This is a genomic window from Cupriavidus plantarum (assembly GCF_905397285.1).
GTDB classification, from domain to species: domain Bacteria; phylum Pseudomonadota; class Gammaproteobacteria; order Burkholderiales; family Burkholderiaceae; genus Cupriavidus; species Cupriavidus plantarum.
Genome location: NZ_CAJPUX010000001.1, coordinates 1,565,955 through 1,584,696 on the forward strand (window position 1 = coordinate 1,565,955; position 18,742 = coordinate 1,584,696).

Here is an 18,742-nt window from a genome sequence, read left to right on the forward strand (position 1 = left end):
CTGTATTGATCACTACAGAATGTCAAAGCGCTATGAGCAAGTCCTCTCACCCCCTGGCCGGCAAGCGCGCGCTGGTCACCGGCGCCGCGCGCGGCATCGGTGCCGCCATTGCGCTGAAGCTGGCGGAAGACGGCGCCGACGTCGCCATCACCTATGAGAAGTCGGCCGAGAAAGCCGAGGCACTTGTCGCCGACATCCGCAGCCTCGGCCGCAATGCCGTCGCCATTCAGGCGGACGCGGCCAGGCCGGAGTCCGCGAAAACCGCGGTCGAGCGGACGGTTGCCGAACTCGGCGGCCTCGACATCCTCGTCAATAACGCGGGAGTCCTTGTCGCAGGGGCGTTCTCCGAGCTGTCGCTGGACGATATCGATCTACAGCTGAACGTGAACGTACGCGGGGTATTTTTGACCACTCAGGTCGCGCTCCAGCACATCCCGAATGGCGGCCGCATCATCACCATCGGCAGCAATGCGGGACTCTCGGTGCCGTTCACCGGTATCGCCGTCTATGCAGCGACCAAATCGGCGATGGAGAGCTTCACCCGCGGTCTTGCGCGTGAACTGGGCCCTCGTGACATCACCGTCAATCTGGTTCGCCCCGGACCGATCGACACCGACATGAACCCCGCCGACGGCCCGCTCGCCACGGCGATCCTGCCGAACCTCTCGATCGCCCGCTACGGCAAGCCCCGCGAAGTTGCCGACGCCGTCGCGTTCCTTGCCGGGCCGGCTGCCGCGTATATCACGGGCTCGGGGATTCTTGTCGATGGCGGCATCAGCGCCTGAAATCGGGCACAGGAGGAAAAAAGATGACGAAGATGATTGTGGTTTGCACGGGCGACGCCAACACGCGGTTCGATCGGGACTATTACGCGAACGAACATTTCAAGCTGGCGATGTCATGCTGGGAACAGTATGGACTCCAATCCGCGGAGGCGTTCTTCCCCTACTCCGCCAAGGGCGAATGGAAGTCCATCGGCGTATACACGTTCGCCTCGGAACAGGGCGTGCATGACGCGCTAAAGAGCCCGCAAACGCAGCGGGTGATGGACGATGTGAGGCACTTCACGGATGCCAAGGTTGTGCTCCGGAGTCTTTTCACGGAGTTTTGAAGCGCGCCCGTGGCGGCATCAGTACCGACGCTCCGATGTCTCGGCGGATCAACACGGTCTTGCGGCAATCAGAGGTCGGGCCGATGCCTCGGATCTACGATCAACCGTATTTCCTCACAAGCAAACCGGACCCAACGAGCCCCACAATCGCAGCGGCCCCGGTTAGGGCTGGCGCGCTGGGTACGAATACCGCGGCGGCGAGTGCGAGCGACACACCACCGCTCAGAGTAGAAGCGATCTTGATCAGTCCGTCGGCAAAGCCGCTGAGCTGCTTTCGGGCGGCGCCCTCTTCCGGATGGGAGCCCACGGTAGCGTGTGCATTCTCATGTGCCATCGTATCTTTCTGATGCTGGTCATACATTGCTGACTCCAATAGTGAACGCAGCGCTTTGAATCTCGAATGCGGAAATGACGATGACTGCCATCAAGCCGCATATGTGCACGAGCAGAAGGAGCGGCGGCTTCCACTCGGGATCTTCTCCTCGCGCAACCATCGCAGCCGCGAGGATGATGCCTGCGATGAAAGCCGCCGTGAAGGCAGTGATGACGACGTACGGGCTCTCGTCATAGATCGCCAGATTTTTGCCCTGAAGGCCCGCTCTGACAGCGAGGATCGTGCCGCCATACAACCATCCCGTCGGGTCGACCGCACCCGTCCAGGCCCATCCCATACGTCTGGCCTTAGGTGTCACCAGCCACCTTGCGGCGCCAAGCAGGGCATAGAAGATGGTTGCCCCAAAAAGCGGAAGTAGAGCCTCCAGCAGGAGCCACTCAAGCGACGCCGACATGTTGGGTCTACTTTGACAGTACATATTCCCTCCGTCTGCCAGTTCTCCCGTATGGAACGAGGAGTTCTCTCGCATCGAACGAAGAGGATGTGAGCGAGCCCCTCGCATTGTCCGGTGAATGCCGCCATTGCATATCGGCATTGCCCCGTTGCATCCATCTTGAAGCCTACGAAGTGATTCGAAAATGAGACGACTCTCATTTTTTCGTGCACTTTCGTCTGGGGCGAGCATGGCGTCTAAACATCTAGTCGGCGATGCGCGTGGTGGGAACGGGGCCGCTTAATGATCAACCAAAAAAAGGGCCGCCCCAAGGCAGCCCATGTGTGCAAGCCCAGAAGTGAGCTGGTGACGATGCCGTCGCTGCACACGTACGAGCCTTGGATCGCTTAAGACTACGCTCGGAGCAAGTTGCTGTCGGAGGTCCGACGATCGAGCGTGGGAGATCGCTACCTTACGCCGCTGTGACGCCGGTGATGAAGCTACCGGCATCGCTTGCCAGCAGCTATCGGCCCTGGCTGCGTTTTCCGGATGCCCGATGGTATCGCGCGACGAATCGAGCCTGAGCGATGATGTTCCCGTGCATCAGATATGCGACCAGCGCGGGACTAGCATCTGGTTTTACATCGATACTCGCGACGGATAGCGCGGAGATGGTGATGACGTAACGATGGGACTCCCCTTCCGGCGGGCAAGGACCACCGTACCGCGATGCACCGAAATCCGTCAACGTCTCGAGCGCGCCGACGGGCAAGAGCGCAGGATCCCCCGAGGCGCCTCTAGGAATCGACGATGTCATCGGCGAGATATTGACGACGTTCCAGTGCGTCCATCCAAGGCCTGCGGTCGGCGCGTCAGGATCGTGAATCGTGACAACGATGCTCTTGGTCCCGCTCGGAACATGGGTCCAAGATACGCGCGGCGAGACGTTTTCGCCGTGGCAACCGAACCCGTCGTAAACCTGTGCATTGTCGAAGGTCTTGTTACGCCCCACATCGTCCACATTCACCGTGAAAGGGCTAGCTGACACCGCGGCCGGCATCGCAGCCAGGAACGCGAACGAAAAGAAGGCCCCATAGACGAAACGGCCGTACTGCATGGCTGACTCCCAAAACGACTCGCGTCAAGATGTTGTAGATGACTGCAACGTTTGCGCTGCAGGCGATGGATGACAAAATTGTAGGGAGTCGCCTCGTGAATGAGTAGCGTCTTCAGGCGCTCACGGTGTTGCCACTGTCGCACCAATCGCGCCTCTGGATCAAGCGTCGCGGCAGACGGCACTACGTCCTGCGCAACGCACGACCACACCTCTGCCCTTTCACTTCAAACCGGCGCGACACACGCCTCGAGCCTCGCTTGCTTTCCCATACCCGGATGCTGCCGTCCACGTTCGCCCGCGGCTGCCTGACCTTGAGGTCTCGAAAAGAACGAGCCTCGTGCGTTGCGCAGCGTCGAAAGCTTTGTTGCGTGGACAGCTAGTAGTGCTGAGTCGATGCGTCCCGTACATTGGCACCCAGTTGGAATGCTCTGCTTCGGCGACCCATTGCGGCATCTCTTCGAAGGAGCGCGGCGCTCGACGTGAAGTCGCAATCGATTTAAACCTTGGTGTTAATGGGTAGCACCCACCTGTCGATTGTCGCCGCCAACCAGAATCCCTAGCATTGCCTGAGCCCTTCTCAACTTAACGGGACCCTACAACTATGAAAGCCCGACATCGCTTCTTGCCACTACTGATCTTCGCAGCGGCTGCGGCGGTCCTAGCCGCCGCCGTCTCGGTCTATCTAACGTGGGAAAAGGCGATTGCTCCGACGGTCCCTCCAGTGCCCTCCTCATTCGACCGACAACTGGTCCTGCATGGCTCGCGAGTCGCGGCGCTGGGTGATTGCGCGGTCTGCCACACGGCACCGGGCGGCAAGCCCTACGCCGGCGGTCTGCCGCTTGCTACCCCTTTCGGCACCATCTACACCACCAACATTACGCCGGACACGGAGACGGGGATTGGGTCATGGTCGCTCGAGGCTTTCACCCGCGCCATGCGCCGTGGCATCTCGAGGGACGGCCATCAGCTCTATCCCGCATTTCCGTACGTACATTACACGCGGATGTCGGACGGCGACATCGCCGCCGCGTATGCCTTTCTGATGCAACGCGACCCGGTCGTTAGCAAGGCGCCCGACAACGCCCTCATCTTCCCGCTCAATTTCCGGCCGCTCGTCGCTTTCTGGAACGTCCTGTTCCTGCGAGAAGGCCCGGAGGCCAGGGATGCGTCTCGCGATGACAAATGGAACCGCGGCCGCGAACTGGTGAACGGGCTCGGCCACTGCGCAGCATGTCATACCCCTCTCAACCCGATTGGCGGCGAACAGTGGGGGAAGGCGTTCGATGGCGGCGTGGTGGACGGTTGGGAAGCACCCTCGCTTAACACCCTTACCGCGTCGCCGCATCCGTGGACGAAATCGCAGTTGATCGCGTACCTGCGTACCGGCATGTCATCGCAGCACAGCGCCGCCGCTGGCCCGATGTTGCCGGTCACGCAAGAGTTGGCCACCGTGCCGGAGGACGATGTGGACGCCATCGCTACCTATCTTCTATCGCTACAGAAGCCGCGCACCCGCGACGTTATGCCGCCCGATCATGCCGGCGCGGACAAGACCTCCATTCAGCGAGGCGCGGTCTTGTTCTCGGCGGCATGCGCCGCGTGTCACGGTGAGCATTCGCCCATGCAAAGCCTTGGTCAACGACCAAGCCTCGCGACAAGCTCCACTGTGAATGCGGCCACGCCGCGCAATACCGTGCAAATGATGTTGGAGGGCGTGCAATGGCAAGGAGAGCGGGAGGTGCACTACATGCCGCCGTTCAAACACATGCTGAATGATCGCCAGGTAGCCGACATCGCGAACTATCTACGCGCGACCTATACCGACCAGCCGCCCTGGAAGGATGTCGTGCAGACCGCGGCCGAAATCAGGAAGGGAGACCAATCGAGATGATCCACCTCACAATCAATGGCACCAGGCAAGCCCTCGATATCGATCCTGCGACGCCTCTGCTATATGCCCTCCGCGACCACCTCGGCCTCAATGGCGCCAAGTTCGGATGCGGCATGGGTCAGTGCGGCGCATGCACGGTAATCGTCGACAACAAGCCGACCTTCTCATGCATCACGCCAGTCACTGCAGTCGGCGATGGCGCTATCAGGACCATCGAGAGCCTCGGCAGCCCCGACAAGCCTGGGCGACTTCAGCAGGCGTTCATCGACCACCAGGCAGCACAGTGCGGCTATTGCATTGCTGGGATGATCATGCGCGCCCAATCCCTGCTCGAAAGCAATCCGCGCCCGACCGACGCAGAGATTCTCCAACACATGGAACCCAACCTCTGCCGGTGCGGAACACATATGCGGATCCTTGCCGCGATCCGTGCCGCAAGCCTTGCTACCGCGACGGCACAGTCGAAGCCGGAGAGCAAGCAATGACACATCACGACGCCCAGAACGAGGATCATCTTGATAGCCCGAAACGCCGCGCCCTGCTGATATCCGGCTCGCTGGTAGTAGGCTTCTCCTTGTTGCCCGCGAGCAATGCTCTGGCGGATCTGGTTCTTGCCGATGAAGGCGCAGCAGTCCGCGTTGGAAAGCAGAGCGAACGACTCGCGGGCAGCCTCAAGACCAACCCTTTCCTCGACGCCTGGATCAAGGTCTCGCCCGACAATCACGTCACGGTCTACACGGGCAAGGTCGAACTCGGCACCGGTGTCCGGACCGCGTTGCACCAGGTAGCCGCCGAAGAATTACAGATCGCCCCCCATCTGATCACCTTCCTCACGGCAGATACCGCGCGATCGCCGGATGAAGGACTGACAGCGGGCAGCCATACCATGGCGGACAGTGGGAGCGCGTTGCTCAATGCCGCGGCACAGGTCCGTGGACTGCTGAGCGACGCAGCGGCCAGAAAGTTTCGAGTGGATGTCTCCACGCTGACGGTGGCCGACGCCCGGATCACCGCTCGGGATGGCCGCTCCGTGAGCTTTGCCGACCTCCTGCCGACGGTCAACCTGCATGTCACCGCCAAGGTCACCTCGCCGTTGCGTGAACCTTCGTCGTTCACGGTAATCGGCAAGTCGATGCCCCGCGCCGATATTCCGGCAAAGGTGACCGGTGGGGCGAGCTATGTGCAAGACCTCAGGTTCCCGGACATGGTCCACGCCCGCGTGGTTCTCCCTCCCGCCTACGACGCGCCATTGTTGGCACTCGACGAGACGAAGGTGCGCGCCATGCCAGGAGTCGTAGCCGTGCTGCGCGACGGCAACCTGCTAGCGGTGGTCACGCAGCACGAGTGGCAGTCCGTACAGGCGCAGCGTGTGCTGTCTGCCGGATGCCAATGGGGGAAAGGCCGTATCCTGCCGCGCCCCGAGGACGTGCACGCACAGCTCAAGGAAATTGCCACCGAGCGCATCGTGATCGCGGACAACAGTGCGGCGACGGCCCCAGCGGTGAAGACGCTTTCTGCGACCTACACCAAGCCATACCTGATGCATGGATCGATCGGTCCCTCCGCGGCCGTGGCCCATCTCGATAACGGCACGCTGACCGTCTGGACGCACTCACAGGGGGTGTATCCCCTTCGCGATGGCCTGGCTGAAATGCTGTCGATGGACAAGGAGAAAGTGCGCTGCATCCATGTCGTCGGATCGGGATGCTATGGACACAACGGCGCCGACGATGCCGCCGCCCATGCCGCGTGGATTGCGCGAGCGCTTCCCGGCCGACCAGTCCGCGTTCAGTGGATGCGCGATCAGGAACACGTCTGGGATCACTATACGCCGGCAATGGTCACCAAAGTCCAGGCGTCGCTGTCGGCCGACGGGACGATCGTGAATTGGGACTATGCGCTATGGAGCAGCTCTCATAACGAGCGAGTGGTCAATGCGGGACGACTATTGCCGGCCACGCTGCTCGCGAAGCCTTTCAAGCCAGCGCCATCTGTGCCTATGACGCAGCCAGAGGGCGGCGGCGATCGGAACGCCATCCCGCTGTACCGCCTGCCGAAGCGCCATATCGTGAACAACTTCTCGCCCACCATGCCGCTTCGGACTTCGGCGATGCGGTCGCTGGGGGCTCACATGAACGTTTTCACGATCGAGACCTTCATGGATGAGCTTGCTGTGGCCGCCGGTCAAGACCCGGTGGCGTTCCGGCTAAAACATATGGACGACCCGCGCGCTGTCGATGTCATCCGTCTTGCCGCCGGCAAGTTCGACTGGAGCGATCGGAAACGCAAACCTGGCCACGGTTACGGCTTCGCGTTCGGAAAGTACAAGAACATCATGGCTTATATGGCGATCGCGCTGGAGGTAGCTATCGAGAAGGACACTGGAAGGGTCCGACTCGTTCATGCAGAAGCCGCTGTGGATTGCGGACAGATCGTCAATCCTGATGGGGTCCGCAATCAAATCGAAGGCGGCATTCTTCAGTCGGCAAGCTGGACCCTCTATGAACAACTGAAGTTCGACGCCAATGGTTTGCGCAGTTTCGATTGGGGGACGTATCCGATCATGCGGTTCTCCGCCGTGCCGACCCAGGTCAACGTTCATCTTATTGACCGTCCGGGCGCGCCGTTTCTCGGCGTCGCCGAAGCGCCCATGGGTCCCACGGCAGGCGCGCTTGGCAATGCCATCTTCGATGCCACGAAACTTCGCCTCCGCGATATGCCGTTGGCGGGCGAAAGCCTGCGCAGCAAGTTGATCGGGTCCTGACCTGAAACGCGCAATGCCTTCATCCAAACGCCCTCTCGCCATCATCATCGATCGTAGTGGCCAGGTACATAGTCACTCCCGGCCGCCGGGAAGCATGCGAGACGAAGAGACCGTCTCGCTCACGCGAGCTGCGCCGGATCCCTTCGTTCAGTTGATCCAGGATTTCGAGGCTTCCAAGATGGTGTTTGGCCGCCTATTTTCCATTCACTGACCTTCACCTGAAAAGCTCTGCAATGTCGATGACCCTTTTCTCACCTATCTCTGTTGGCGAGCTCCTGCTGCCTCATCGTATCGCTATGGCACCGCTGACGCGCTCGCGCGCCGGCCAGCCCGGCAACGTGCCGACGTCCATGAATGTCGAGTACTACCGGCAGCGAGCTTCCGCGGCTCTCATCATTTCGGAGGCCACCCAGATCTCTCAACAGGGCCAAGGTTACGCATGGACGCCGGGCATCTACAGCGAAGCGCAAATTGACGGTTGGAAAGCGGTCGCGAATGCTGTCCACGCTGCCGGCGGTCGAATGTTCCTGCAACTCTGGCACGTGGGGCGCGTCTCGCATCCCTCTTTTCAGCCCAATGGCGCATTGCCCGTAGCACCAAGCGCCCTGCCTGTCCCTGGCAAGACCTTCATCGAGGATGCAAATGGAAATGGCGTATGGAGCGACGTTCCGACGCCTCAGGCTCTCGACCTGGCTGGCATCGCTTCGATTGTGTCGGACTATCGCAAGGCAGCCCGCAATGCTATCGCGGCCGGCATGGATGGCGTGGAGATTCACGCTGGGAACGGATACTTACTCGATCAGTTCATCAATTCAAACAGCAACCATCGGACGGACGAGTATGGTGGCAGTTTCGAGAATCGTGCGCGCCTGCTTCTAGAAGTCGTTGAAGCGATCGTTTCCGAGATCGGTGCCGAACGAGTGGGCGTCCGCCTTACGCCGATGGGCCGCTTCATGGGCATGGGCGACGACACGCCGGAACAGACTTTTGGCTACATCGCAAAACGCCTGAACGAATGGAAGCTCGCTTACCTCCATCTCGTGGAGCCGGCGATGGTGGGCAACGTTAAGGAAGACTCGACCGACCCCAGATGGGACGCCATGATCCTCAGCATGCGTAAGGACTATCAGGGCATTCTGATTCTAGCGGGCGGTTACGATGGAAAGTCAGCTGCTGAGGCAGTGGCTCAAGGCCGTGCCGACATCATTGCATTCGGCCGGCCGTTCATCGCTAATCCCGACTTGCCGGAACGAATCATGCGTGCAGCCCCTCTCAACACGCCCGACCCGGCTTCGTTCTTTGGTGGAACTAGCGTCGGTTATACAGACTACCCGCGGATGGGTTGATCTGCTTCCGGCGTCTAGCACCGTGACCCATGTCAACGTCAATCGAACCTTGCATGAATTGGGGTGCGAAGATTCTTGGACCACCTCCAAGTAGTCCGAGAATCCTCCCGCACCCCCTGGGCCACTTCATCCCCGATAGCCCCGCCGCGAGCAGCCGTTAGAGCGTCTCCACCGGTAGCCGCTCGCTCGCCATCGTCTCGAGGTCGGCGCCACCGCGAACCTTGATATCCAGATAGCCGCTCAACTCCTCAAGGTAGCGCTCGTACAGGGCATGTGCTCCGAGGGGCTGTGCCTTCTGGTATGTGTCGATCTGCGCGATAAAAAGCCTTCATAATGCACGGTATAGCATGCGTAAACGTCAATTTTTGTCGCTAGCGCACGCCAAAGGGTGCCTTATTTGTTGACGACCAGATCGTTGAGAGATACATTCATAACGCACCCCCTACCGTGCGCTATCCTAATTTTCGGTCGTTAATGCTGCATCTCTAGTGCAATATAAACTTTCTCCGATTGCGCAAATGTCTACTATCCGCAACTCTTCGACCGGTGGCGAGGTTGCCGCAGAAATCGGCGCTCGATTACGCGTCAAGCGCATGGAGCGTAACCTGACCGCCGATGAGCTGGCAAAGCGGGCCGGCCTCGGAAGAAACGCTATAGGCGACCTCGAGGCAGGTAAAGACGTGCGGGTTTCGACCCTCATCAAGGTCATGCGCGCACTCGGCATGCTCAGCAACCTTGACGCTGCTGTTCCGGATGCGTTGCCTACGAGCGCAGCGCTCAACCAACGCGGTCAGGTCAGGGAACGCGCCCGCAAACCAAAGGAGATGTAGTTGGCTACCGAAAAAAGGCCCGCCCAGCCGGCGCGCAGACGAGTTTCTCGCCCGGCGCCGGGCGTCCTGGTCAGCGCACAGGTTCAGATGCACGGCCAGACTATCGGCACCGTCACGGAATTTGACAGTGGGCGGATCGGGTTCAATTACGACCCGGAGTACCTCGGCACCGGCGGTCACAGCATCTCGCCTGAATACCTGCCGGCTGAAACGGGCTCATTTGAGTTTCCTGAACTCAGGCGAACGGAGGCGTTTCTTGGCCTCCCCGGCGTGTTGGCCGACGCCTTGCCGGACACCTTCGGCAACCTCATCATCAAGAAGTATTTCGCTGATCGCGGCCAGCCTGAAAAGGCGATGAGCCCCGTACAACGACTGCTCTACATCGGCGACCGCGCCATGGGCGCCCTGGAGTTTCTGCCCCGCATCGATCGCACGCAGACAGGCCACGAGGCTGAAGCCCTCGAAGTCGGCGCCCTAGTCGAGGCCGCTCGAAAGATTGTGGCCGGCGAACAGGACGGCGCCATCGCCGAACTCATGCGTATTGGTGCGAGCGCCGGCGGCGCACGGGCCAAAGCGCTCATTCTCTGGGACCGTGACAACAAGCAGATGCGCTCTGCATTCGTCGAGCCGCAGCCTGGCGAGGAACACTGGCTGATCAAGTTCGGGGGCGTGGAGTCCGCCAACCCGAAGGATCATCAAGCGCAACCGTTCAATCGCGTCGAATATACGTACGCACTCCTGACGAAAGAACTCGGCATCGACATGGCGCCAGTGGACTTTATCGAGGAGCCAACCGGTCGATTCCACTTCCTGACGAAGCGATTCGACCGCACCGCAGACGGCGGCCGAATCCATATGCACAGCCTGGCAGGCCTCGCACACATCGACTACAACATCCCGCGCGCCTACAGCTACGATCAATACTTCCGCTGGATTCGCACATTCCTGATGCCCCAGCACGCCATCGACGAAGCGTACCGACGGATGATCTTCAATGTCGTGGGTCGTAACCAGGACGACCACGTGAAGAACTTCGCGTTCCTGATGTCCCCCACCGGGGAGTGGAGCCTGTCACCGGCCTATGACCTGACGTTCTCCGCGGGCAATGGATACACCCTGCAGCATCAGATGACGATCGCCGGCAAGGCGGATGACTTCACCGTCGAGGAACTTGTTGCCTTCGGCAACAAGTACGACGTCACCAAGCCGAAGGAGATCATCCAGCGAACCGTCGAGGCGTTCAGCAACTGGCCCGCTCTCGCCGCCGAGTGGAACGTTGCGACCAACGAGATCGAGGCGCGGGAGAGGCGCTTGCGGTTGTTTAAGGTCTGAATTGGGTAGATGGCGACGGGTTGTTTGTGAACCAATGTGGTCGTTCGGGTAACAGTCATTTCCAGCGGCCAGGCTCAGCGCCGACATTGCTGTCCGTGACGGCCGAATAGATTGCGACCCGGCGTGTAGCCGGGTCTTTCGCATCTGTTATTGCTTCCCCGAGGACTCGTAGCTGACGTCGCTGACGATCTCATCTGGTCCAATCGTGACAGTAAGGCTGCGCCGGGCGAACGTCAGGTTGAAGGCATTGCCGCTGGTCGTGTTGTAGGCGTACAGCATTGCCACCCCGTCCTTTTCCTTGATCACCGGATAGATTGCGTATCCCGCCGGTCTTCCGAGCAGTCCGATGACTTCCTCGCGCGTGGTCTTACCCTTAACGATCGCGGTGCGCTTGGAAGCATCGAAGTTGCTCGCGTCTTCCTTGAATGAAGACACAAACACGTTCGACACGAGCGTGTCCTTCCAGAACGACAGGTCTAATGCTCGGGCCGGAATGACGCCGGCATCCAGTGGCGTCCCGCCGGTCGTTGCATAGGCATACGACAGCGTCTTGATGTCCTGATCATTCACGCTGACGTCGCTTTCGCGGAGCGGCGTTCCAAATTTCTCGCGAACCTCTGCGCTAGTCGTTTTGCCATTCTGCAGGGCATTGCAATCTAGTTCTTAAACCGCAGAAGAAAGAGGACAATTAACGTGAAAATGGCGTCCGCTTTAGGTGGTCCGATCGATAGGCATGTTATCCGTCGTGACGAAGCGGTAGACGGACCCATTACCTTCCGCGTGTTCGGAGCGTCCCTTCTCGGGTATCACTTCCCGCCAAAACACCTCCGCCGCCACATTGCCAGGGTAACTTGAAACGACCCACTCACCTGGATGTGCTCGAAAAATCTCTAGGGCCGCTGCCCGACCGATGCCAGCGCGCCGATAGGCAGGAGCCACCCAAAATTCGGCCATTTCCTGCACGGATCTCGCCACCTCGCGAACGAGCGCAAAGCCAGCAACTCTGCCTTCTATAAAGAAGAGATATGGCTTGCGACCTGCTTCTTCCCAGTACAACGGCAGATACGGGTACTCAGTGCTCGCGCCAAGTTCGATAAGACAATCGCGCAGTAACGTCCCCAAGAGTTCAGCCTGTTCAATCGTTGCATGGTCCACGCTGAGAGCGAGGCGCGCCTTGTTCATAACGGATAACGCCGAAATGACCGGACCACCTTTGCGTCCGTGTCGATTTCGTGGTTAAAAATGCTAAAACGAGATTGGCTTTTCATATCTAATGGCTTCCTTGGATGATGGCGTTTGGGGCTGATAAGCGTTACTTATATCCGATATCGCCTTTCATTAGCTAGTCACGCGACCCCGCAACGGTCATGATCTCGGCAGACGGAGGATCTGCCTCCTCAGCACCGGAGCATGCATGACCCTCGAGACATACGACGCCATTCGCCGCGCTCATTCAGAATCCCCTACCGGGACGCCGTCGGAACACGGGGTGGTGTCTGCGCGATGTCGCTGTGCATCTTCGCGCTGATTGCATCGGAGTTCATGCCCGTCAGCCTGCTGACACCCCTTGCGGCCGATCGCCGGAGCTGAACGATAGCCGCCAACGCAGCGAAGTCAGCAGACGGATTCAAACAGCCTCAAGAGCCATGCGTCACGTGCGAAAGGCGCGACGATTTGCAACCCGACAGGGAGCCCCGCAACGCAACCGGCGGGCACGCTCAACGCCGGGAGCCCCGTCGCGTTCCAGGGGCTGGTCAGGCTCAGCAGAGCCGCCCTTGCTTCCGTGCGGGTGCCATCGACGAGGATGTCTCGTTCGCCGACATGGGGCGCCGTGATCGGCGTGGTGGGCATGGCGAGCAAGTCGTAGCGCGTAAAGAACGTTGCCATGGCCTCGCGCAACAATCGCTGCTCGTGGAGACCTTGCACATATTCCCATCCGGCGACCTGCGCGGAGACCTCCAGCCGCGATCTGACTTCAGCATCGAAAAGCTCTGGGGCGGCCCGCATGCGCGCGGCATGGACCGCGTAGGCCTCGGATCTTTGCAACGCCGCGACGCACGCAAGAAGACGCCTGGCGAGGGGCTGAAGATCCTCCACGGCATCGAAAGATTCCACCCTCCCCGCCAGCCATTCCTCCGCATGACGCCGCACGCATGCGCGCACTGCAGGGTCAATGGGTCCGAGATCGCTGCCGTCGATCCATGCCACCCGCGGCCGCCCCGTCGGGCCATCCACGGTTTCCGCTCCCGGGCGCAGCGCGCGAAAGATGAGCGCCGCGTCCTCAACCGTCCTCGCCATCGTGCCGAGATGATCGAGGCTCGAGGAAAGCGGGAACACGCCGTCCATCGGCAGGGTATTGAAGCTCGGTTTGAACCCCACCGTGCCGCACAGTGCCGAAGGAATCCGCACAGAGCCTCCCGTGTCCGTTCCCAGGGCCAGCGGCACCATGCCGGCCGCGATGGCAGCGGCGCTGCCCGCGCTGGAACCGCCCGTCATGCGACTCATGTCGTGTGGATTTCTTGCGGCGCCCTGCAGGGACCGGTCCCCGGTAGGACCATAGGCGAACTCGTGGGTCAGCGTCTTTCCGACGATGATCGCCCCGGCCGCACGCAGTGTCGACACGCATGCGGCGTCGCGTAACGGCCGATGGCCCGCGAAGTGGGCGGAGCCATAGGTCGTCGGCATATCGAATGTATCGATATTGTCCTTTACGGCGACAGGCAACCCGTCCAGCGGGCCGAGCGCATGGCCCTCTGCCCGCCTTCGATCCGAAGCCGCAGCCGCACGACGGGCCCCTTCGGCGTCGACGTGGACAAACGCGTTGATCAGCGGATTCAGTCGCTCGATCTCGTCAAGGCATCGTTGGACGACCTCACGGCTCTCGAGCGTGCCACGTTGCAGGTGTGACGACAACTCCGTCGCCGTGACGGACGTAAAATATCCCGCCACGGGGCGAGTGACATCGGATGGATGCATATGACGGACCTCGAAAGGGTTAAGACAGGAAGGCTGGGCCGTTCGGGCGCACGCGCATGCCTGGCCGCAGGCGGCGCCAGGGCAGGTCGCCAGGGTCGGCGGCCATCGGTCCCGGCGCCTTCGCCACGAGCACCGCGCGCGCGATAGGCTCGAAGTCCGCACGAAAATGCACCGAGCTCTTGACCACGAGGATGTCCACCTCCGCGGGCTCGACGCCGGCAGCGCGGATCAGATTGCGATCGATAACCTGAGATTTGACGGAGCACACGCAGATCGTGACACCGTCCACTTCGAGGCCCGCGACGGGCCCGATGTCCGTCCACAATCCATGCTTCATCACGCCGTCGTAACGCAGCTTTCCATCGGACAGATGGCGCACCACGCATCGGGCGATGAGCGGCGCATCGCCTGCCACACCGGACTTCCCGCCGATGGACAACGTCGTCCGCGCGCCAACACCCGCCGCGTGGGCCATGCGCGCCGCCTCCGGGTCCCATATCAGGCCGACGGCAGCATTTGTCGCTCCCGCCGCCAGCAGGGCGCGAACCATACCCATGGTGTTCGAGTCGGCGCCGGCGCCGGGGTTGTCCTGCGTATCGGCGATGATCACCGGCCCACCGGTGTTTCGGACGATCTCCTGCGCGCGCGCCACCGCCGCTTCGGGCGTAAGGAATCCCGCATCCCACGCGGACTCGTCGGCCGTCACGCAGGCATGGAGACGGTCCACTGCCGCGGCAACGGCCGACGCGTCGGCCCCGTAACCCCAGACGACGCCGCCGCATTCGGGAATATCGGCGGCGGGGAAGCCTGGCGTGAACGAAAGACTTTCCACCGCCGCGCCCGTCTCCAGACGGGCGAGTTCCGCGTAGACATCCGCGGCAGGCGCCGTCTGCGTACACATTGCATTGATGGGAATCAGGAACGGGACGCGCCGCGCGTGCAGATGCCAGGGGCCCGGATGTTCCAGCAGGCGATGCAACAGATCCGCGGCACGGGCGCCTGTCGCAGCCAGGTCGATATGCGGATATGTGCGATATCCCACCAATGCATCCGCCGCGCCGAGCATGCCGGATGTGACGTTGGCATGAAGGTCCAGCGATGCGACGATTCTGACGTCTGGACCCACCGCATCGCGCAACCGTGCCAGCAACTCCCCTTCGGGATCGTCGAGATGTTCGCAGACAGCGGCACCGTGCAGGTCGAGGTAGACACCCTCGGGGCGGATTTGCTTTGCCGCATCCACGATCTCGGCGGCGATCCTCTCGAACGCGTCCTCCGTGACGTGCGCCGAAGGACTCGCTCCTGCCCATATCACGGGCTGTACGGCATGTCCCAGTGTACGGATACGCCGCAGAAAGCCGCCAACCGGAAGATTCACGTCGCGCAGTTCCAGAATGGCGTCACCGCGACGCATGGCCGGAAAGCTTTCGCCCCGCTCGAAGCTCTCGTACGTCGCCTTGGTCGGCGCGAAAGTATTGGTTTCGTGCTGGAAGCCAGCAATCAGGATTCGCTTCATTCGACAAGAGTCTGCTGCGTGGTGAATGCCTCGGCGCGAGTCGCATAGGCGTCGTATCCCAGCACGTGGCGCAATGCCGCGCGATCGAAGGCGTAGGGTCGCCCCTCTTCCGAAGCGAGCTGCGCCAACGCTTCGCGCATGCCATGCATGGCGGGCGCCAGCGTTGAAAACGGAAACGTGCCCAGCCGCAGTCCCAGGCTTTGCGCATGTCTTCCGGAATACGGCGGACGCGATGGTTCGCCAGTCACGACCCCAAAAGCGGGCCGGCCGCGTGCGGCGGCGACGGAGCGCACGATCTCTTCCTCGCTGGCGGGCGCATCGAGCAACACGATGTCCGCGCCCGCCTCCACGAATAGCGCGATGCGCGCCAACGCTTCGTCGAGGCCAAGCGTGGGCCTGCAATCCGTCCGCGCGAGCACGAGCATGCCGGACTCGCGGGACGCCTCGACGGCGGCGCGAACCTTGATGACCGCTTCTTTCCGCGGCAGGCATAGCTTCTCCTGCGCCTCCAGCACACGCGGAGACGCCTTGTCCTCGATCATGATGGCTGCCGCGCCTGCTCGGCCGAACGCCCGGACGGTGCGCTCGACGTTCAGCGCATTCCCGAATCCATGGTCGCCGTCGACCATGACCAATGCGGCTGGCGCCGCTTCGCGCACCATCACGAGCGCGTCGAGCAGCTCCGCGAAACTGATGAGGTCCAGATCCGGCCCCCCGAAGCGGGCGGCCGACACACACAGGCCCGACACGAAAAGCGCGTCGAATCCGGCCTCCGTGGCCAGCCTCGCGCTCAGGCCGTCCCATACCGAGGGCATCGGTAGAAAGCCGGTGGTCGCGAGCCGTCCGCGCAATGCTTCGCCCGCGCCGAGCTTGAAGATTTCAGACATGTATCGCTGCCAGTGAGAAGAATCGACAGTCTGCGGGGTCCCCGGCCTGTGAACAATAACGTCCCCCTTGCGATTTCGTTGCTACGCAGGCAACAATTGCCGAAACGCAAGCTTGGAGATGCAATGGGTCAGGCAGGACGGGTCGTCAACGAGCACCGGCTCAGATACTTCTTCGAGGTGGTCAAAGCCGGTTCCATCCGCGGTGCTGCCGAGCGCCTCGACGTCGCGGCGTCGGTGGTAACGCGGCAGATCCAGCAACTGGAGCGGGAGCTCGGGTGCCGCCTCCTGGAACGCCACGGGCGCAACGTCCGGCCGACCGAGGCTGCCGGTCTGGTCATCGAGCATTGCCGGGACCGCTGGGCCAGCGAGGAGCTGCTTCTCGCGCGCCTCGACGAGCTCAAGGGACTACAGCGTGGCGAGATTCGCATCGTCGCCGGGGAAGGATTTCTCGAACAACTCAGCCAGACGCTGACACTCGACTTCTGCAAGCGCTATCCGAACATCAACCTGAAGCTCGACCAGGTCAGCAGCTATGAGGTGGTGCGCATGGTGCTGGAGGACGAGGCGCATATCGGCATTGCGTACTGCTCGCCCGAGAGTGGATCCGTACGCCTGTTGCGGTCACGATCGCTACCGGTGGGGCTGATCGCGGCGCCCGGGCATCCGTTGGCGCGAATGCGGGCACCCATCGCGCTCAAGGATGTGCTGCCGCACCGCGTGGCGCTGATGCAGGAACAGTTTGGTGTCAGGCAGTTACTGGTGTCCGCCGAGTACGCGGAGGGAATCCAGTTCGTCCCGCACTTCAGCTCGAACTCGCTCGCCGCCGTGAAGAATCACGTGAAATCCGGCGCAACGGTCACCTTTCTGTCGGCCAACGCCGTCGCACGCGAGGTCGCCACCGGGGAACTGGTCCATATCCCTATCCGGAACAGCATCCTGGAGGCCGCCACGGTCCAGCTGATCGTTCGCGCCGGGCGAGCGTCTTCGGCCGCCCTGCAGGAAGTACAGCGGTGCATTACGCAGATGCCGCTTTTCGCCAGCGGGACCTAGGTGGGGCGGCAGTTTCGCCGAATCGTTGACCACAGGGCAACGATTTAGCGGCGGCGACTGCATTGATTCGGAGGGCGGCGGAAACCAATAATGGGTTCGCCGGCCGCAGGTTCGGCCACGCGACCGTTACCCGAATCATCCATTTCGCATGACTGCCATCATGAAGCGCCTTGCCCTCCCCCTTCTCGCCGCGACCGCCCTGCTCCTGCCGCTACAGGGAAAGGCCCAGTCCGACTCCCACTACCCGACCAAGCCCGTCCGGCTCATCATCGGCTACGCACCGGGCGGTTCCGCAGATTCGCTCGCGCGGCTGATCGCCAATCGCCTGTCCGTCCAGATGGGACAGACCTTCGTCGTCGACAACCGGCCTGGCGCCGCAAGCAGCATCGGCGCCAATGCAGTCGCCAAGTCGAATCCTGACGGCTACACGATCTTTCTTGGCTCGAACGCGAACACCATCAACGTCACGCTCTACAAGAAGCTGCCGTTCGACCTGCAGAAGGATCTTGCACCGATCGGGCTCGTGGCGAGTTTCCCGAACATCATGGTCGTCAGTCCTTCGCTTCCCGTGAAGAGCGTCAGCGACTTCATTGCCTATGCGAAGGCGCACCCGAACGCCGTCAACTATGGCTCGTCGGGACTCGGCTCTTCCACCTTTATCGCGGGCGAAATGTTCCGTTCCATGGCGGGCATCGAGATGCAGCACGTGCAGTACAAGGGTAGCGCTCCAGCGTTGACGGACCTGATGGCAGGACAGGTGCAGGTGATGTTCGACAATGCGCCATCCGTGCTGCCGTTCGTCCAGAGCGGGAAACTGCGCGCGCTTGCCGTCACCAGCCCGCAGCCGCAGGGCTTTCTCCCGGGTGTGCCCACCATGACGTCGTCCGGACTTCCCGGCTACGAGATCTCCTCCTGGTATGGGCTCTTCGCACCGGCCGCCACGCCTTCGGCCATCGTCGCGGCTCTGAACAAGGAACTCAATATCGCGCTGCAGGACAAGAGCCTGCGCGACAAACTCGCGGCACTGGGCGCCACGCCCGAGGGTGGCACCGCCGAAGCGTTCAAGGCGCATGTCTCGAAGGAAATCCCGAAGTGGGCAACGCTGATCCGCAACTCCGGCGCAAGCGCGGAGTGACACTGCACGATGCGAGGATC

18 protein-coding genes are annotated in these 18,742 nt (G+C 61.6%); 10 read left to right on the plus strand and 8 right to left on the minus strand.

Annotated elements, in window-relative coordinates:
- Positions 1 to 32: 32 nt before the first annotated feature.
- Entirely contained in the window at positions 33 to 785 is a 753-nt protein-coding gene (locus KHP16_RS07205; RefSeq protein WP_211959840.1) for an SDR family oxidoreductase, read from the plus strand.
- Positions 786 to 808: 23 nt separating this feature from the next.
- Positions 809 to 1,111, plus strand: a complete 303-nt coding sequence (locus KHP16_RS07210; protein ID WP_211959841.1) for an EthD family reductase — start codon at positions 809 to 811, stop codon at positions 1,109 to 1,111.
- Between the two features lie 100 nt (positions 1,112 to 1,211).
- On the opposite strand, the gene KHP16_RS07215 is transcribed toward KHP16_RS07210, so the two are convergent.
- The 3 genes from KHP16_RS07215 to KHP16_RS07225 form a co-directional block, all read right to left on the minus strand.
- A complete protein-coding gene (locus tag KHP16_RS07215) occupies positions 1,212 to 1,472 on the minus strand; it encodes a hypothetical protein (RefSeq protein WP_109581098.1) in 261 nt (86 codons plus the stop codon).
- Positions 1,465 to 1,899 (minus strand): hypothetical protein, encoded by a 435-nt coding sequence (locus KHP16_RS07220; protein ID WP_211959842.1) that lies wholly within the window; start codon positions 1,897 to 1,899, stop codon positions 1,465 to 1,467. Before KHP16_RS07220 ends, KHP16_RS07215 begins: the two co-directional genes overlap by 8 nt.
- Positions 1,900 to 2,401: 502 nt before the next feature.
- Complete coding sequence (locus KHP16_RS07225; RefSeq protein ID WP_211959843.1) at positions 2,402 to 2,995, minus strand: YbhB/YbcL family Raf kinase inhibitor-like protein; 594 nt, start codon at positions 2,993 to 2,995, stop codon at positions 2,402 to 2,404.
- A 601-nt stretch (positions 2,996 to 3,596) separates the two neighbouring features.
- Here KHP16_RS07225 and KHP16_RS07230 point away from each other — a divergent pair.
- The 6 genes from KHP16_RS07230 (at position 3,597) to KHP16_RS07255 (ending at position 11,158) form a co-directional block, all read left to right on the plus strand.
- Entirely contained in the window at positions 3,597 to 4,886 is a 1,290-nt protein-coding gene (locus KHP16_RS07230) for a c-type cytochrome (protein ID WP_211959844.1), read from the plus strand.
- A complete protein-coding gene (locus KHP16_RS07235) occupies positions 4,883 to 5,371 on the plus strand; it encodes a (2Fe-2S)-binding protein (RefSeq protein WP_115952297.1) in 489 nt (162 codons plus the stop codon). Before KHP16_RS07230 ends, KHP16_RS07235 begins: the two co-directional genes overlap by 4 nt.
- Positions 5,368 to 7,650: a xanthine dehydrogenase family protein molybdopterin-binding subunit gene (locus tag KHP16_RS07240; protein ID WP_211959845.1), complete on the plus strand. Its 2,283-nt coding sequence runs from the start codon at positions 5,368 to 5,370 to the stop codon at positions 7,648 to 7,650. The genes KHP16_RS07235 and KHP16_RS07240 overlap by 4 nt, the downstream gene beginning before the upstream one ends.
- 233 nt (positions 7,651 to 7,883) lie before the next feature.
- On the plus strand, positions 7,884 to 8,996 hold the full coding sequence (locus KHP16_RS07245) for an alkene reductase (protein ID WP_211959846.1): 1,113 nt from the start codon (positions 7,884 to 7,886) through the stop codon (positions 8,994 to 8,996).
- Between the two features lie 518 nt (positions 8,997 to 9,514).
- The gene (locus tag KHP16_RS07250) at positions 9,515 to 9,826 is read left to right on the plus strand and encodes a helix-turn-helix transcriptional regulator (protein ID WP_211959847.1); all 312 of its coding nucleotides are present in this window, start codon (positions 9,515 to 9,517) and stop codon (positions 9,824 to 9,826) included.
- Positions 9,827 to 11,158, plus strand: coding sequence for a type II toxin-antitoxin system HipA family toxin (locus KHP16_RS07255; RefSeq protein ID WP_211959848.1), 1,332 nt, complete (start codon positions 9,827 to 9,829; stop codon positions 11,156 to 11,158).
- A gap of 147 nt (positions 11,159 to 11,305) precedes the next feature.
- On the opposite strand, the gene KHP16_RS07260 is transcribed toward KHP16_RS07255, so the two are convergent.
- From KHP16_RS07260 to KHP16_RS07280, 5 genes are all read right to left on the minus strand, one after another.
- Positions 11,306 to 11,728, minus strand: coding sequence for a hypothetical protein (locus KHP16_RS07260; protein ID WP_211959849.1), 423 nt, complete (start codon positions 11,726 to 11,728; stop codon positions 11,306 to 11,308).
- A 141-nt stretch (positions 11,729 to 11,869) separates the two neighbouring features.
- Positions 11,870 to 12,340, minus strand: a complete 471-nt coding sequence (locus tag KHP16_RS07265) for a GNAT family N-acetyltransferase (RefSeq protein WP_211959850.1) — start codon at positions 12,338 to 12,340, stop codon at positions 11,870 to 11,872.
- Positions 12,341 to 12,772: 432 nt separating this feature from the next.
- Positions 12,773 to 14,071 (minus strand): amidase, encoded by a 1,299-nt coding sequence (locus KHP16_RS07270; RefSeq protein WP_211959851.1) that lies wholly within the window; start codon positions 14,069 to 14,071, stop codon positions 12,773 to 12,775.
- 82 nt (positions 14,072 to 14,153) lie between these two features.
- On the minus strand, positions 14,154 to 15,650 hold the full coding sequence (locus tag KHP16_RS07275; RefSeq protein WP_211959852.1) for a M81 family metallopeptidase: 1,497 nt from the start codon (positions 15,648 to 15,650) through the stop codon (positions 14,154 to 14,156).
- Positions 15,647 to 16,537, minus strand: a complete 891-nt coding sequence (locus tag KHP16_RS07280; RefSeq protein ID WP_211959853.1) for an isocitrate lyase/PEP mutase family protein — start codon at positions 16,535 to 16,537, stop codon at positions 15,647 to 15,649. Before KHP16_RS07280 ends, KHP16_RS07275 begins: the two co-directional genes overlap by 4 nt.
- A gap of 123 nt (positions 16,538 to 16,660) precedes the next feature.
- Between KHP16_RS07280 and KHP16_RS07285 the strand changes: the two genes are divergently transcribed.
- Together KHP16_RS07285 and KHP16_RS07290 are read left to right on the plus strand one after the other, a co-directional pair.
- A complete protein-coding gene (locus tag KHP16_RS07285) occupies positions 16,661 to 17,587 on the plus strand; it encodes a LysR family transcriptional regulator (protein ID WP_211959854.1) in 927 nt (308 codons plus the stop codon).
- A 160-nt stretch (positions 17,588 to 17,747) separates the two neighbouring features.
- Positions 17,748 to 18,722, plus strand: coding sequence for a tripartite tricarboxylate transporter substrate binding protein (locus KHP16_RS07290; protein ID WP_211959855.1), 975 nt, complete (start codon positions 17,748 to 17,750; stop codon positions 18,720 to 18,722).
- Positions 18,723 to 18,742 lie beyond the last annotated feature (20 nt).

Excerpts from the sequence above, each read along its gene's own strand:
- KHP16_RS07275 (WP_211959852.1), bottom strand. The coding sequence starts at position 15,650 with ATGAAGCGAATCCTGATTGCTGGCTTCCAGCACGAAACCAATACTTTC.
- KHP16_RS07235 (WP_115952297.1), top strand. The coding sequence starts at position 4,883 with ATGATCCACCTCACAATCAATGGCACCAGGCAAGCCCTCGATATCGAT.
- KHP16_RS07215 (WP_109581098.1), bottom strand. The coding sequence starts at position 1,472 with ATGTATGACCAGCATCAGAAAGATACGATGGCACATGAGAATGCACAC.
- KHP16_RS07205 (WP_211959840.1), top strand. The coding sequence starts at position 33 with ATGAGCAAGTCCTCTCACCCCCTGGCCGGCAAGCGCGCGCTGGTCACC.
- KHP16_RS07285 (WP_211959854.1), top strand. The coding sequence starts at position 16,661 with ATGGGTCAGGCAGGACGGGTCGTCAACGAGCACCGGCTCAGATACTTC.
- KHP16_RS07250 (WP_211959847.1), top strand. The coding sequence starts at position 9,515 with ATGTCTACTATCCGCAACTCTTCGACCGGTGGCGAGGTTGCCGCAGAA.
- KHP16_RS07240 (WP_211959845.1), top strand. The coding sequence starts at position 5,368 with ATGACACATCACGACGCCCAGAACGAGGATCATCTTGATAGCCCGAAA.
- KHP16_RS07230 (WP_211959844.1), top strand. The coding sequence starts at position 3,597 with ATGAAAGCCCGACATCGCTTCTTGCCACTACTGATCTTCGCAGCGGCT.
- KHP16_RS07225 (WP_211959843.1), bottom strand. The coding sequence starts at position 2,995 with ATGCAGTACGGCCGTTTCGTCTATGGGGCCTTCTTTTCGTTCGCGTTC.
- KHP16_RS07210 (WP_211959841.1), top strand. The coding sequence starts at position 809 with ATGACGAAGATGATTGTGGTTTGCACGGGCGACGCCAACACGCGGTTC.
- KHP16_RS07245 (WP_211959846.1), top strand. The coding sequence starts at position 7,884 with ATGTCGATGACCCTTTTCTCACCTATCTCTGTTGGCGAGCTCCTGCTG.
- KHP16_RS07265 (WP_211959850.1), bottom strand. The coding sequence starts at position 12,340 with ATGAACAAGGCGCGCCTCGCTCTCAGCGTGGACCATGCAACGATTGAA.
- KHP16_RS07280 (WP_211959853.1), bottom strand. The coding sequence starts at position 16,537 with ATGTCTGAAATCTTCAAGCTCGGCGCGGGCGAAGCATTGCGCGGACGG.
- KHP16_RS07220 (WP_211959842.1), bottom strand. The coding sequence starts at position 1,899 with ATGTCGGCGTCGCTTGAGTGGCTCCTGCTGGAGGCTCTACTTCCGCTT.
- KHP16_RS07290 (WP_211959855.1), top strand. The coding sequence starts at position 17,748 with ATGAAGCGCCTTGCCCTCCCCCTTCTCGCCGCGACCGCCCTGCTCCTG.